The sequence below is a fragment of the Nostoc flagelliforme FACHB-838 genome (genome assembly GCF_014698065.1).
Classification (GTDB): domain Bacteria; phylum Cyanobacteriota; class Cyanobacteriia; order Cyanobacteriales; family Nostocaceae; genus Nostoc; species Nostoc flagelliforme_B.
In genome coordinates, this window is the sequence record NZ_JACJSI010000031.1 from 33,246 (window position 1) to 47,694 (window position 14,449).

Annotated in this window: 10 protein-coding genes; 5 read left to right on the forward strand and 5 right to left on the reverse strand. The window is 40.8% G+C overall.

Going from position 1 to position 14,449, the window contains the following annotated elements; all coding sequences use genetic code 11:
• The first annotated feature begins 401 nt into the window (after positions 1-401).
• The 4 genes from H6G97_RS17005 to H6G97_RS17020 all read left to right on the forward strand — a co-directional run bounded on the left by H6G97_RS17005 (position 402) and on the right by H6G97_RS17020 (position 7,211).
• Positions 402-3,071, forward strand: a complete 2,670-nt coding sequence (locus H6G97_RS17005) for a beta strand repeat-containing protein (RefSeq protein WP_190941917.1) — start codon at positions 402-404, stop codon at positions 3,069-3,071.
• A gap of 539 nt (positions 3,072-3,610) precedes the next feature.
• The gene (locus tag H6G97_RS17010) at positions 3,611-4,405 is read left to right on the forward strand and encodes a hypothetical protein (RefSeq protein WP_190941918.1); all 795 of its coding nucleotides are present in this window, start codon (positions 3,611-3,613) and stop codon (positions 4,403-4,405) included.
• Between the two features lie 473 nt (positions 4,406-4,878).
• Entirely contained in the window at positions 4,879-6,099 is a 1,221-nt protein-coding gene (locus H6G97_RS17015; RefSeq protein WP_190941919.1) for an MFS transporter, read from the forward strand.
• Between the two features lie 134 nt (positions 6,100-6,233).
• Complete coding sequence (locus tag H6G97_RS17020) at positions 6,234-7,211, forward strand: hypothetical protein (RefSeq protein ID WP_190941920.1); 978 nt, start codon at positions 6,234-6,236, stop codon at positions 7,209-7,211.
• 167 nt (positions 7,212-7,378) lie between these two features.
• On the opposite strand, the gene H6G97_RS55380 is transcribed toward H6G97_RS17020, so the two are convergent.
• The 3 genes from H6G97_RS55380 to H6G97_RS17040 all read right to left on the reverse strand — a co-directional run bounded on the left by H6G97_RS55380 (position 7,379) and on the right by H6G97_RS17040 (position 11,714).
• Positions 7,379-9,067, reverse strand: a complete 1,689-nt coding sequence (locus H6G97_RS55380; RefSeq protein WP_190941921.1) for a bluetail domain-containing putative surface protein — start codon at positions 9,065-9,067, stop codon at positions 7,379-7,381.
• A gap of 117 nt (positions 9,068-9,184) precedes the next feature.
• Positions 9,185-9,598, reverse strand: coding sequence for a hypothetical protein (locus H6G97_RS17035; protein ID WP_190941922.1), 414 nt, complete (start codon positions 9,596-9,598; stop codon positions 9,185-9,187).
• Positions 9,599-10,268: 670 nt separating this feature from the next.
• Positions 10,269-11,714 (reverse strand): FAD-binding domain-containing protein, encoded by a 1,446-nt coding sequence (locus H6G97_RS17040; protein ID WP_190941923.1) that lies wholly within the window; start codon positions 11,712-11,714, stop codon positions 10,269-10,271.
• Between the two features lie 223 nt (positions 11,715-11,937).
• Between H6G97_RS17040 and H6G97_RS17045 the strand changes: the two genes are divergently transcribed.
• On the forward strand, positions 11,938-12,492 hold the full coding sequence (locus tag H6G97_RS17045; protein ID WP_190941924.1) for an acireductone dioxygenase: 555 nt from the start codon (positions 11,938-11,940) through the stop codon (positions 12,490-12,492).
• A 222-nt stretch (positions 12,493-12,714) separates the two neighbouring features.
• On the opposite strand, the gene H6G97_RS17050 is transcribed toward H6G97_RS17045, so the two are convergent.
• Both H6G97_RS17050 and H6G97_RS17055 read right to left on the reverse strand, forming a co-directional pair.
• Complete coding sequence (locus H6G97_RS17050) at positions 12,715-13,368, reverse strand: hypothetical protein (protein ID WP_190941925.1); 654 nt, start codon at positions 13,366-13,368, stop codon at positions 12,715-12,717.
• 382 nt (positions 13,369-13,750) lie between these two features.
• Positions 13,751-14,410 (reverse strand): hypothetical protein, encoded by a 660-nt coding sequence (locus H6G97_RS17055; RefSeq protein WP_190941926.1) that lies wholly within the window; start codon positions 14,408-14,410, stop codon positions 13,751-13,753.
• Positions 14,411-14,449: the final 39 nt, after the last annotated feature.

The window sequence follows — 14,449 nt, forward strand, 5'->3', positions numbered from 1 at the left end:
TTTTTTTTGCCGAAGTTTTTCGGCAATGTTTGTACAGGGTGCTTTTTTAAGTCGCTACTACTACCAGCACTTCCCAAAATCCGATGAGTCGCAGGTCTGAATCCCCGACTAAAAAATTGCTGAATTCTGTTAGCGCAGCGGGACGTACCCCATTCTGCCTTCTTCTTCCATGCTTTGCAATGTTTACTGCATAAAATTCCATATTTTTGAAAATCTTAAAGAAATTTAAACAATTTCATATTAAGAAGGAATGATACTATTTTTCTTTCGTCAGATATATAAAATAGAGTTAATCATGTTTAAGTATATTTCATGATAAATTTATAATTAATATCAATGTAATATGTGAGTATTACAAGTATCAAAGAGATTTGATCCACAAAATTATAAAGGTATATATTATGTCCATTATTGTTGGTACCCCTAACAATGACTTTTTGTTGGGTACTAGTGATGACGATCAGATTTCTGGTCGTGGCGGCAATGACAATATCTCCGCCGGTCTTGGAAATGATGTCATCGATGGTGGGGATGGCAACGATACGTTGGCTGGTGATGGCGGCAATGATACCTTCAAAGGTAGTCAGGGCAACGACAGCATTGATGGTGGAGTTGGCACGGATACCGCAGACTACAGCAAACTAGGTCAAACCATTACCCTATCAGGTGTAGGGATAATTGATAAAGGTAAATTAGGCACAGATACAGTCTTTAAAGTAGAAACAGTTATTGCTGATGCTACTGTTACCAACAACACCATAGATACATCCCAATCTTTGTCTGGAGTGCTTACGGTTGCTGATCTAGAAGCCAAAACTATCTCTGCCCTTAATGTTCCTGATTTGGGAACATTGACATTTAATGTAATCAACTTCGATAACGTCATCGGCACAATTAACAACGACAGCATTAAGGGCGATGGCCAAAATAATCAATTATCTGGTCTGGATGGGGATGATCTAATTGATGGTCGAGGTGGCAATGATCTGATTGATGGTGGTGCTGGTAATGACGCATTGTTCGGTGGTGCAGGTGATGACACCTTTAAGGGTGGTCAGGGCAACGACAGTATTGATGGTGGAGATGGCACGGATACAGCAGACTACAGCAAACTAGGTAAAACCATTACCCTCTTAGGCGTAGGAACAGTTATCAAGGCCGATGGATTAGGGCAAGACCAACTATTGAAAGTAGAAACGGTAATTGCTGATGCTAAAGTTTCTAACAACACGATAGATGCTTCTCAATCTTTGTCTGGAGTAGCAGCGATCGCTGACTTGCAAGCCCAGACCATTTCTGCCCTCAATGTTCCTGTTTTGGGAACATTAACATTTAACGTAGTCAACTTTGATAATGTCATCGGCACCAATGAAGATGACACCATTAAAGGCGACGGCCAAAATAATCAATTAACTGGTCTGGCTGGGGATGACCTAATTGATGGTCGAGGTGGCAATGACCTGATTGATGGTGGTGCTGGTAGTGACACATTGTTCGGTGGTGCAGGTAATGACACCTTTAAGGGTGGTCAAGGTAACGACAACATTGATGGTGGAGTCGGCACAGATACCGCAGACTACAGCAAACTAGGCAAAACTATCATTCTCTCTGAAGTAGGGACAGTTACAAAAGCTGGTGGATTGGGGCAAGACCAACTCTTAAAAGTAGAAAAAGTTATTGCCGATGCTAGTGTTACTGACAACACCATAGATGCTTCCGAATCTTTAGCTGGTGTATCAATCACCATTAACCTACAAAGCCAAACGTTAACAGCCAATAACGTTCCTGACCTAGGGGCATTGTCATTTACTGTAGTCAACTTTGATAATGTCATCGGCACCAATGAAGATGACACCATTATTGGTGATAATCAAAGTAATAAATTAATAGGTAATGGTGGCGATGACACATTTAGGGGAAGTCGAGGTAACGACAGCATTAATGGTGGAGATGGCTTTGATATCGCAGACTACAGCAGCTTAGGCCAAAAAATAACCCTATCAGGTGTAGGGTCAATTACTAAAGCTGGTGGTTTCGGAACAGACACAGTATTTAAAGTAGAAAGGGTAATTGCTGATAACAGTGTTGCCAACAATACCATAGATGCTTCTCAATCTTTGCCTGGGGTAGCTGCCGTTGCTGATTTAGAAGCCCAAACTATTTCTGCCCTGAATGTTCCTGATTTGGGAACGTTGACATTTAATGTAGTCAACTTTGCCAATGTTATCGGCACAATTAATAATGACAGTATTAAGGGTGACGGACGAGATAATCAATTAACTGGTCTTGCTGGTGATGATCTAATCGATGGCAGAGGTGGCAATGACCTCATAGACGGTGGACAAGGCAATGACAATTTGTTTGGTGGTGCAGGCGATGACACCTTCAAAGGCAGCCGGGGCAACGATAGTATTGATGGTGGGGATGGTTTTGATACCGCAGACTACGGGAAGCTAGGCAAAAGCATTACTCTGTCAGGCGTAGGTAAAATCACCAAATCTGGCGGCTTCGGCACAGATACAGTTTTTAAAGTAGAAACAGTTATTGCTGATGCTAGTGTTGCTAATAACACTATAGATTCATCCCAATCTGTTGCTGGTGTGTCTGTCATCGCTAACTTACAGGAACAAACTATCTCTGCCTTTAACGTTCCTACTCTGGGGACAATAACATTTAATGTACTTAACTTTGATAATCTCATCGGTACAAATACAAGTGACAATATTACTGGCGATAGTCAAGATAACCGATTAGAAGGTAGAGATGGTAATGACACTATCTCTGGTGGTTTCGGTAATGACTCCATCATCGGTGGACTAGGTAAGGATACTCTTATCGGTGGACAAGGTGCAGATAAGTTTATTTTCAACAGTTTTAGCGAAGGTATTGACACCATCAAAGATTACAACTTTGGTCAGAGTGACGTAATCCAAGTTTCTAAAGTAGGGTTTGGTACTACTAACAGTAGCGACTTTTTCTACGACACTTCTAGTGGTAACTTGTCTTTCTTAGGAAATCAATTCGCCTTCCTTGAAAACTTATCATCTAATGTAAGTATTCAGTTAGTCTAAAACTACTACGAGTTACAACTCCATTACAAGTCAAAGCTTTTTACAGTTTGTTGTGGAAGCAGTAGCTCGTCAGGGCAAACGCATCTAAATTACTCTTGATCACAACGAAGGTTAAGAACCAACGAAAAAATCAGGATTTCGAGCTTGATTATTTTTTAACCCCCAAAGCGATCGCCTAAAACTTTCGCAATAAGCAAAACTTAATGACATTGATTTTAAATCTATTCTCAATAAAGTATGCTTATTGACATGATGCGGCCGCCCTGAGTAGCTCGTAGTTTAACAATAACAAATCTGGCTTGTTACAAACACAAGCAATTATGTCTGTAATTACGGCTTAATTTGTGTTGCAAAAGTGAAACTAGTAATATTTTGAGTTACATCGATTCTCGCTAACTAGTTACAGACAAATTTTTGCAACACAAATACTAAACAAGAAATGTTTCATATATTTCAATGTATGTTAATAAGTGTGTGCAAAAATATTTCATCTAATGATACTGAATGATATTATTTTAGTAATTTAAGGAATAATTCTTGTGGTATTTGGAATCAATAAAATATTTAAATCATCTGTAAAACATCTACCAGCCATTACAGCGATAATAACGGTTCTCCCATTACCAGTTGAAGCGGTTACATTTCTAGTAACTGAACGCGCGGCTTTAGGAGGGAATGACGAAGTTAATTGGGGAAGTTTAGGTAAAGTATTTAATCCCCGGGTTCCTGACTTTTCTGTTTTTTTACCTAACTCTTTTTCCATCACATCCCAAGATGGTTTAAGTTTAGATGTAAATATACCTCCAAGTAATAACCCTCGCGTTACTCCGCCCTTTATCTTTCAAACATTACCTTCTCCTGGCATTCGGAGTAACTTTGCACCAGGAGATTTTATTCTCTTCGGAGGTATAGATCCAACAGGTTTTATCCCTCTTCCCCCTGGTACTCCTGATCCTGGTACTAAGGGGAACGGCAGTCCATTGACCATTAATTTTGCCCAACCTGTTTTTGGTGCTGGTACTCAGATAGCTGTAGATACTAGTCAGTTAAAAATTGAAACTTTTATCAGCGCTTTTGATAATGCCGATAACTTGTTGGGTAGTTTCTCAATTCCAAATATTTCGTCTTTAGCATTAGATAATTCAGCAGCATTCTTAGGGATTCGTAGTGACACTGCCAATATCTCGCGGCTCGTTTTTAGTAGTTCTAATGAGGAATTCGGCTTGGCCATTAATCAGGTAAGCATTTTTGCAGTTCCAGAACCAACTTATACCTTAGCGATATTAGCTTTTGGTATTTCCGGTGCTGTTTTAAAATTACGCCAACGCACTTGAAATTTTTGCTGTGTCGAAACATTTCTAATTTAATAAGTTAGAGGTTTCGGCCGGGCAAATGTATATAAAATATAAGAATCCTTTAATAGCAAGGGTTAAAAAAAATATGTGCGTTTGCCCTGGAGTTTTCGGACATACTCAAACTTATACAAGTACGCAAGTTCCACATAATCCTTATCTTTAGTCAAATTGAAGTCAATGTTATACAAAGAATTTGAATTAATTATAGACGCTAAGATACAAAAAGCTATACGAAAGCACGAAATGATAGTTGCTTGCATTAGTAGTATTATTGGCTTGATTTTTATAATGGGTTTGTTCCATGCCATTATGCTCAACCACATTGAAATTAAAACGCTTTGTTCATACTAATTAGTGGTTGTATTCAATGAATTTTGCTGATTAAGCATTTTCTGATGTCTATAAAAATCAATCGAAAGTACACATATTTGTTATAAATGGAAATTGCATTTATGGAGAGTAAAAATAATAGCAGGGCTATATTCGTCTTATTTTTGACTGTATTTATAGACTTGCTCGGCTTCGGAATTATCTTGCCGATATTGCCTTTATATGCTGAACAATTTGGTGCAAAACCTAATGAAGCGACTCTACTTGTAGCTGTCTATTCTTTAATGCAGTTCTTATTTGCACCCTTGTGGGGCAGCTTTAGCGATCGCTACGGTCGCCGTCCGATTTTGTTATTCACTTTATTCGGTTCTGTAATTGCATACGCAGGCTTAGGTTTTGCCAACTCATTATGGATTTTATTTATTGCTCGTAGTCTTGCGGGTATTATGGCAGGGAATATTTCTACTGCTCAGGCGTACATAGCAGATATTACCACACCAATTAATCGAGCTCGTGGTATGGGCATGATAGGAGCAGCCTTTGGTCTTGGTTTCATTCTCGGCCCGGCAATTGGAGGTCTTCTGATCGGGTCAGATCCAGACAACGCAAACTTTCATCTACCGTCGTTGTTCGCAGCCGGATTATCTTTATTGGCATTGCTTTGTGCTTTGGTGCTACTTCCAGAATCTCTAAATTCTGAGACTAAAGCCAAAATACAAGTTTATCGCCAGCGTCAGCGACGGCTGAACTTGCAACAACTATCACAGCGTCCACAGTTTTGTGTGCTTGTTGGCATCTACTTTTTAGTAACCTTTGCTGTTGCGGCTATGGACTCTACATTGGCTTTATGGTCTAAGCAGCAATTAAACTGGGGCCCTCAACAAACTAGTTATCTTTTTGCCTTCATGGGGATTGTCAGCACAATCGTTCAAGGAGGACTCATCGGATTCCTCAAGAAACAATTGGGTGAAATCAAGTTACTTACTGTGGGGATATTGGGGTTAGGTTCAGGGTTACTACTAATTGGATTCTCACAAAGCTTAATTTTATTATTGGTCGCAACTACACTTGTGGCGTGTGGAATTAGTGTTAGCCAACCCATCTTGAACAGCCTGATTTCCCAGATGACAGCCTCAGAAGAGCAAGGGCAAATATTAGGAATTGCCAGTTCTTGCTCTGCGTTGGCACGCATTGGTGGCCCAACGTGGGCAGGGGCTAGTTTTATGAGATTTGGCAGTTCTGCTCCTTTTTTAAGTGGATTTTTGGTATTGCTGGTAGCTTTGACTCTTAGTTTGCGAGTAACTAAAACCGCATCTGAAGCAAAGACAGAACGTGTTGCCTAATAATCTAGGTTTTAGAAGATATTTGAAAAGTCCTATTTTAGGTATCAGAACGTTTTAAATCCTCCTAAATCCTCCTTCAAAAGGACGACTTTGAGAAGGTTATTCCCCTCCCTTTTAATTACGAATTACGAATTATGACAGGTCGCCGAGTATTATTTTTAGGCATCTTTATAAGCATCCTCCTCACCTACGCAATTTGGATTGGTGGGAGCATTCCTGCAAGCATAATTAAACTTCCTGATCAAGGATTAAATTGGTACTACTGGAAGCTTCCCAACCCGACCTTTTGGAGTCGAGCGACGGCTTGGGGTATGTACCTTGGGCATCAGTTTAGCATCTGGGCGTGTATTTTGTGGGCGCAGCGATCGCACTTAAAATACAAATCAGCGTTGCACCCAATTAATTACCTCATGCTTGCGATTAATGGTGCATTCATCGCTTTACACTTTCTCCAGACCTATATTTGGTACGATGCTCTAGCTCAAGATACTTCAATTTGGGCTTCTCAAGGTGCGGTTGTCCTTTTACTGGTCTTCGTACTGATTTTAGAAACACCTCGACGCGGTTTGTTTTTTGGCAATTCTGTTCCATTCCATCAACAGTTTTTGCAAATTATCAAGCTGTACCACGGCTATTTTTTCTCCTTCGCCGCTATCTATACCTTCTGGTATCACCCAATGGAAGCAACTGTGGGGCACTTAATTGGTTTCCTCTATATGTTCTTACTTCTGCTCCAATCGTCGTTAATCTTTAACCGCACCCATGTAAGCCATTGGTGGACATTCACTTTAGAAATTTCAGTGGTTTTACATAGTGTCGTTGTGTCGTTGATGTTAGGACAAACCAAGTGGCCAACATTCCTATTTGGTTTTCTTGGCATTCTGGTGCTTACTCAGCTTCACGGTTTACCTGTGGGGATATGGACTAAACGTACTATCTATGGAGCCTTTTTAGTCAGTGTACTGGCCGTTTACGGACTGACTGAACGCGGCTTGGGCAGAATTTACGAAATAACCTATATACCTCTGATTGAGTTTGGACTGGTTGGCGTAATTTACTTAATCTTCCTGCTCATTTTATGGACAATTTCTCGTTTACCTGTCAAGACGTAATAAGCTGAAAAACATCTAACATCAAGTTCGGATAAGTTAGTTATGATTCCTACAGTGCCGCCCTAATTATGTAAGTTAAATGCACAACAGCTTATGATGTCCATTAATATAAATTCAAATTTGGACAAAGGGTACGAACCGACGCTCTAGTTTTGGTCAGCATGAAGTTAGACAACTGCTAAATTATTCAAGCTGCCTTTATAGCCACTAATCTCAATCACAGCATCTGTGAGGGCAGAGAATCCATTAGTATTATCGTTGAGTGCCAGAAAAGTCTGCCCCTTATTGCCTGTACCAAGGGTAAAAGTTGCCGCACCTTTAGCGACAAAAGCAGTTGCAGTCAATATCTGTTGTACATCGAAAAGATTTAGGCTCGCAACAGTGCCAAGTTGAACTAAATTAGCAGCGCTAACTGCATACAACCCATCAATTTTATCTTGAGAAATATTCAAGTCAGTTATTTTATCAAAGCTAGATAGCAGCGAATCACTCAGACTGTTAAACACAAATTTATCAGCGCCATAACCGCCTGTGAGAATATCACGCCCAGCATCACCATTGAGGATGTCATTACCATTACCACCAACTAGTTTGTCATTTCCGGCTAATCCAAGAAGTTTATCGTTGCCGTTTTTGCCGGAAATTTGATCGTTACCAGCTCCACCAGTGAGTTCATCTGCACCGTTACCACCATTTAAGGTAATCTTTGGCACATTTCCGTCTTTGGTGGTTTTGCTAGTTAATTGACCATTGGTATCATACAGATAAGTGGCAACTGCATCAGTAACGCCATCACTGTTGTTGTCAATATCTGCGGAAATTAGTTTGCCATTGCGATCGTAGTTGAAAGTGGTAATCTCATCAGGGATGCCATCATTATTTTTGTCAGCTACCTGTGCAGTCTGTTTGCCGTTAGCGTCGTAACTGTAAGCGGTGACTTCATCAAAGCTGCCATCATTATTTTTGTCAATTTTTTGTGATGTCAGCTTGCCGTTAAAATCGTAGCTGTAGATGCCAACTGCATCAATTACACCATCATTGTTGAAGTCATAGCTGGCGGATGCACGTTCAGAAGTAGAGGTTTGGACTTCATCAAGTTTGCCGTCGCCGTTGTAGTCTATCCTCAAGGATGTCCTGTTGCCCTTGGCATCATAAGTAGAGGTGTAGACATAATCCAGTATGCCGTCTGCTTGGTAGTCACGGCTCAAGTATGTCAGGTTGTCCTTGGCATCATAAGTAGAGATTTGGACATAATCAACTTTGCCGTCTGCTTGGTAGTCTGCCCTCAAGGATGTAAACTTGCCATTAGCATCATAAGTATAGGTTTCGACATAATCAACTTTGCCGTCTCCGTTGTCGTCACGGCTCTCGGATGTCTGGTTGCCCTTGGCATCATAAGTAGAGGTTTTGACAGAATCCGGTATGCCGTCGTCGTTATTGTCATAACTTATGGATGTAAACTTGCCCTTGTCATCATAAGTAGAGGTTTCGACATAATTCGGTATGCCGTCGCCGTTGCCGTCACGGCTATGGGATGTTTGGTTGCCCTTGGCATCATAAGTAAAGGTTTCGACATAATCCGGTATGCCGTCGCGGTTGTAGTCACGGCTATCGGATGTCAGGTTGCCCTTGGCATCATAAGTATAGGTTTCGACAGAATCCGGTATGCCGTCGCCGTTGTAGTCACGGCTAAAGTATGTTTTGTTGCCATTGGCATCATAAGTAGAGGTTTCGACATAACCCGGTATGCCGTCACCATTGATGTCAGAGCTATAAGATGTCTGGTTGCCCCTGGCATCATAAGTAAAGGTTTCGACAGAATCCGGTATGCCGTCGGCCTTGTTGTCATAGCTCACTGATGTCTTGTTGCCCCTGGCATCATAAGTATAGCTGTAGACAGAATCAACTTTGCCGTCGCCGTTGTCGTCAGAGTTCTGGGATGTCAGGTTGCCCTTGGCATCATAAGTAGAGGTTTAGACATAATCCAGTATGCCGTCGCCGTTGTCGTCAGAGCTATAAGATGTCTGGTTGCCCTTGGCATCATAAGTATAGGTTTTGACATAACCCAGTATGCCAGCATCGGCGTCTTTGACGTCACGGCTCTCGGATGTCAGGTTGCCCTTGGCATCATAAGTATAGCTGTAGACATAATCAACTTTGCCGTTGCTGTAGTTGGTATGGATTTCAGATGTCAGGTTGCCCTTGGCATCATAAGTATAGGTGGAGACAAAATCAGGTATGCCGTCGCCGTTGTTGTCATAGTTTACGGATGTCCGATCATAGCGGTAGGTAATAACTGAGTCTATTATCCCATCACCGTTGTTGTCTGTCCTCTCAGATATCACTTTGCCATCGATATCGTAAGTGTAAGTTGTGGTTGAGGCCATAACCTTGTGTTCCTTATCTATTTGATTCTAGTTGTGTACTGCTAAGTATTTTCTACTAATCGCTATGTTCTGCAAAATCTTTTTATACTTAATTATAGATTGTTAGATGTCTTTTTGCTGCATCAGTTATGAAAATGACAATAAGTTTTGAGTCAACTTTTTAATCAATATTAACGCCGTGTGCAACTTTCTCTCAAACCTAACCCCCAACCTCTTCCCCACTAGCCTTAGGGAGCAAGAATCAAAGCCTAAAATATTTACAGTCATTGCGATCGCAATGACATTGTGTAATTAATTCTGTCTTACTACTTATTTAGATGCGATCGCCCTATAGCAAGATTCTTCTTATGATACGGCGTTGCTGATTAGATGTATGAATCTTGGTGTAGAGACGTTGCATTGCAACTTCTCTACAAGGGTTTTTAAATCACGCAAAATCATTTTTATACCTGAATTCAGCAACGCTTATGATATAATATTAACTCTAAACTAACATTAAAAAATTCACAATTTTACAAATTCACGCGATGTGCAAGTTATTCTTAGAACCCCTCTCCAAACCTCTCCCCGAAACGGAGAGAGGCTTCGATTCTTGCTCCCCTTCCCTGCGAGGGAAGGGGCTGGGGGGTTAGGTTTGAAAGAAAGTTGCACACGGCGCAAATTCACAATTTTACTCACCATTACTAAGAATTTTTTGCTGTTGATAACGCAGTTTAAATTGCTGTTGTTGTATTTTATGATCCACAATAGGTTCAGGATAGCCAACAGCATGACGTTCCAAAGATGGAATTTTCCCAGTAACTAAATATTCTGTATCTATAGACCGCAATTCTGATACCCATTGCCGAATATATTCCCCCTCTGGATCAAATTTTTGTGTTTGACTGGCTGGGTTAAAAATCCGCACAGGTTTAGGATCCATGCCGCTAGAAGCACTCCATTGCCAACCGCCATTATTGGCAGATAAATCACCATCAATCAGGTGCTGCATAAAGTATTTTTCTCCCAATTGGGGATTAATTAGCAAGTCTTTGGTAAGAAAACTAGCAACAATCATTCGACAACGGTTATGCATCCAGCCGCTTTCATTCATCTGACGCATTGCTGCATCCACAATAGGGTAGCCAGTTCTCCCATCACACCAAGCTTGGAAGTGTTCTTCGTTAGTTTGCCAAGGAAAGTTTTTGAAAGTGTCGCGGAAAGCACCATCAGCTAATTCGGGAAAGTTATACATTGCGTGTTGATAAAACTCCCGCCAAGCTAATTCTTGTTGCCATGTGCGAATATTAACTGCTGTTTCTTGACTGCGGCTATTTTCTAATGCTTCTAGCGTGGCTTGCCAAATGGTGCGAATGCCAATCACGCCAAATTTCAAAGCTGCACTCAGCTGCGATGTTCCTTCCACTGCGGGGAAATTTCGCTGTTCTTGATATTCAGTAATAGCTTTATTAGTAAATTCTTCTAACCGTTCTTGCGCCGCCGCTTCTCCCGGTGAAATAATCAATTCTCCATCCCAAATAAATCCTAAATCTTTCGCTGAAGGTAGCGTTATAGCTCCTGCAAGTTTGGCAATTTCTTGTTCTGCTTCTGTTAACCCCTCAACATTTTGCAGAGTTTCTACTGGTTGAGCCTTCGGTTTGGTAATCCAATTTTTCCAGAAGGGGGTGTAAACCGTGTAAGGTTGATTGCCACCAGTTCGTAATTGCTCTGGAGAGTTGAGAATTTGATCCCAGTTTTGGTTGAGAAACTCAATGCCTTTTTCTGTGAGAGAATTTATAACGGTGCGATCGCGTTCTTGCGAATAAGGTTCTACATCCCAATTCCAAAAAACAGCTTTGGCATTTATTGCTTCTGCTAAAGCTGGTATCGCTTGTACAGGATTGGCATGGAGTATTAGCAACTGGCTACCAACTTGAGCATATCGCTCTTGGAGTTTCTGCAAACAGCCAATCATATAAGTTATTTTCACAGGAGCAACATCATCCCGTTCCAAGATATTCGGATCAAGGCAAAACACACCTACCACTTTCGGACTGCGCCGTTTTGCCGCAGCCAGTCCCGTATTGTCAGAAATGCGTAAATCGCGCCGATGCCAAAACAGAATTAAGTCAGACATTCCATACTACATATAGTTCACCCGTACTAGCTTAAATGCTAGTGGTACCAATGAACATCATTCTGGCGATAAATTTATTCTGAAATGGGGATTGGGGACTGGGTGTAAATCAAATCAACAGGAGTCACTAAAAAATTAAACCCCGGCTTGTCAATCGGGAATAGTGGCTTCTTAACTCAAAGTTGAGTATACTCTTCTTAACAGTTAATTAGTCTTTTTGGTTATGGCTAACCTACTACTTGATGACGGTACGATTGAGAGCGATTTAGGCAAAATAGTTCATGAGCTTGCGCCTCTTGGGATTCAACTCAGACACTACGACCCAGGAACATCGCTTCTCTTTCCTAACCTACTAGACCAGGACGTTTTAACTGAGTCTGAGCAACGTTATTGTGTAGAACTTCATAACAGCGTCTTTGAATTTATTCAGCAAGAAAATGGCGCTCTCTGGTGTGACTTGCTAAATGTGCATCCAGGTTCCTTCAATCTTCACCACCTGATAGCAACCTACGGACGTTACCATACTCATCCTGCGGCTGAACCCCTCTATGTGTTGGCAGGAGAAATGATTTATGGCTTCGTGCGACCTGATGGCAGCCAGGTACAGCTTTTAGTTCAGGCACAAGACTATCTTTATATCCCCGCCGATGTTGAGCATTGGTGCAGCCCGACTGCATTGTTGAATTTCAAAGGTGTACGCTATTTTGCAATAGCCGAAGGTTGGATTCCAAATTATACAGGTACTCAAGTGAGTGATTCGATCCAAAAGCCGCGTTAAAGATCATTGAGCTTGTAGCTATCTGTGATTGTTATTACTTTATATAGCCCTAAACTCAATGTCCATTGATAACGTTTGCTACTATCTTTTAGATCAGTATCCTAATGTGGAATAAAATGCCAAACTGTTTCAATGATATTTTTTGCTAAACCCAAGTTGAGTTAACTTAGAAAATGTCGTTTTGGGATTATTTGGGATTAGAGAAAAATATCCTGTGAAAATTCAGATTGGTGGTGGGTTGCGACGAATTTGGTCTTTTGGCAGAGTAATTACATTGAAAGCCTGCCATTTGGTTGTAACGTACTTAAATTTACCAATACCAAAGTCTTTATTAGTAGTCCAGTTATTCCACCGTGCATTTAAATTGAACCAGTAATCGCCCCCTTCACTAAGAACATAGCGAGCCTTAGAGCGATCGTCAGGCTTGTTAACATCGTCTACCACAAGTCGAGCTTGAACTGTGGTAAACATCCCCATTACATCAATGGGATTAATAGATGCCCGCCCAGGTGGCCAAAAGTGGAAGTTGTAACCATTACCTGCTTTGACAGAGATACTTCCGTCAGGCTCATATCTAATATTGGCTGGTTGATTGATGTCCCCTACGTAATCTTCTCTATAGGCAGCACCTTCAACTCTCGCAGAACTTTGGAGAATATGCCACTTTTTATCTGTCTTACTCAGATAGTAAGCCTTAATATTTTTTATCTGTACACGGGTATTAGTTGCTGGATTACCTTTAGACGCTTCATATAATTGTCCCCATGCTGTCATTGCTGTAAAAGTACCTGGATCAGCACTACCTACCCGTGGCTTGGTAGCCCAATTATAAGATAAAGGAACTCCGTGTGGTATGCCCTCATGAGGTGGTTGCATATCATAAATAATGGTTTCAATAGAGTTGATTGGTTTGGGTGTCTGTGAATCTACTCTGTAGGAAAAGCTGCTAGTAATTATTGCAGTAAATATACATACTATAAATAATAAAAACTTAGCTTTCCTAAGATTAAATCTAAGGATTAACACGGGATTTATCAAGATTTAGTGCCTAAATACTGTCAGTTTGCAGTCATTTTTATAACACACTAATTTTTAAATAGCAATTTAAAATAGTAATTATGCAAATGGCACATTTGATAAAACTACAATACTTTTGTACTATTAAATGGCTTGGTACTCAGTGCTTTTAAGCTACGCGTAGCATCTCACTGAGAATAGACTGAAACTTATCCTGCAAATTTAGCTTCTAAACTTGCTTCTACTTAATTGGCGGTGGGTTACGACGAACTTGGTCTGGTGACAGAGTAATCATATTAAAAGCCTGCCAGTTCCTTGTAACGTACTTAAATTTACCTATACCGAAATCTTCGTTTGTCTTCCAATTGTCCCACTTTACAGTTAAGTTTAACCAGTAATCGCCACCCATACTTAGTAAGTAACGAGCCTTAGAGCGATCATCAAGTTTTTTAGGATTGTCAACTACAAGCCTGGCTTGAACTGTGGTAAACATCCCACGCACATCATAGGGATTAATTGTGGCTCTGCCAGTTGCAGGCCAAAAGTGGAAATTGTAACCATTACCAGCTTTGGCCGAAATACTACCATCTAATTCATAACGAATATCTGCGGTTTTATTGATATCCCCTGAAAAATCTTCTTTATAAGCCTTTCCTTCAACTTTTGTTGAACTTTGGAGAAGATACCATTTACCATCCGACTTGCTGAGGTAGTAAGCCTTGATATTTTTTATTTGAACACGGGTATTAGTTGCAGGATTACCTTGAGCTGCTTCATATAGCTGCCCCCAGGCAGTCATAGCTTTGAATTGTTTCGGGTTTTTGCTACCTACACGAGGTTTAGTTGCCCAATTGTAAGACTTGGGAACACCACGTGGCATCTCCTCATGAGGTGGTTTCATATCTTCAATGATAGTTGCGATTGAATTAATTGATTTTGG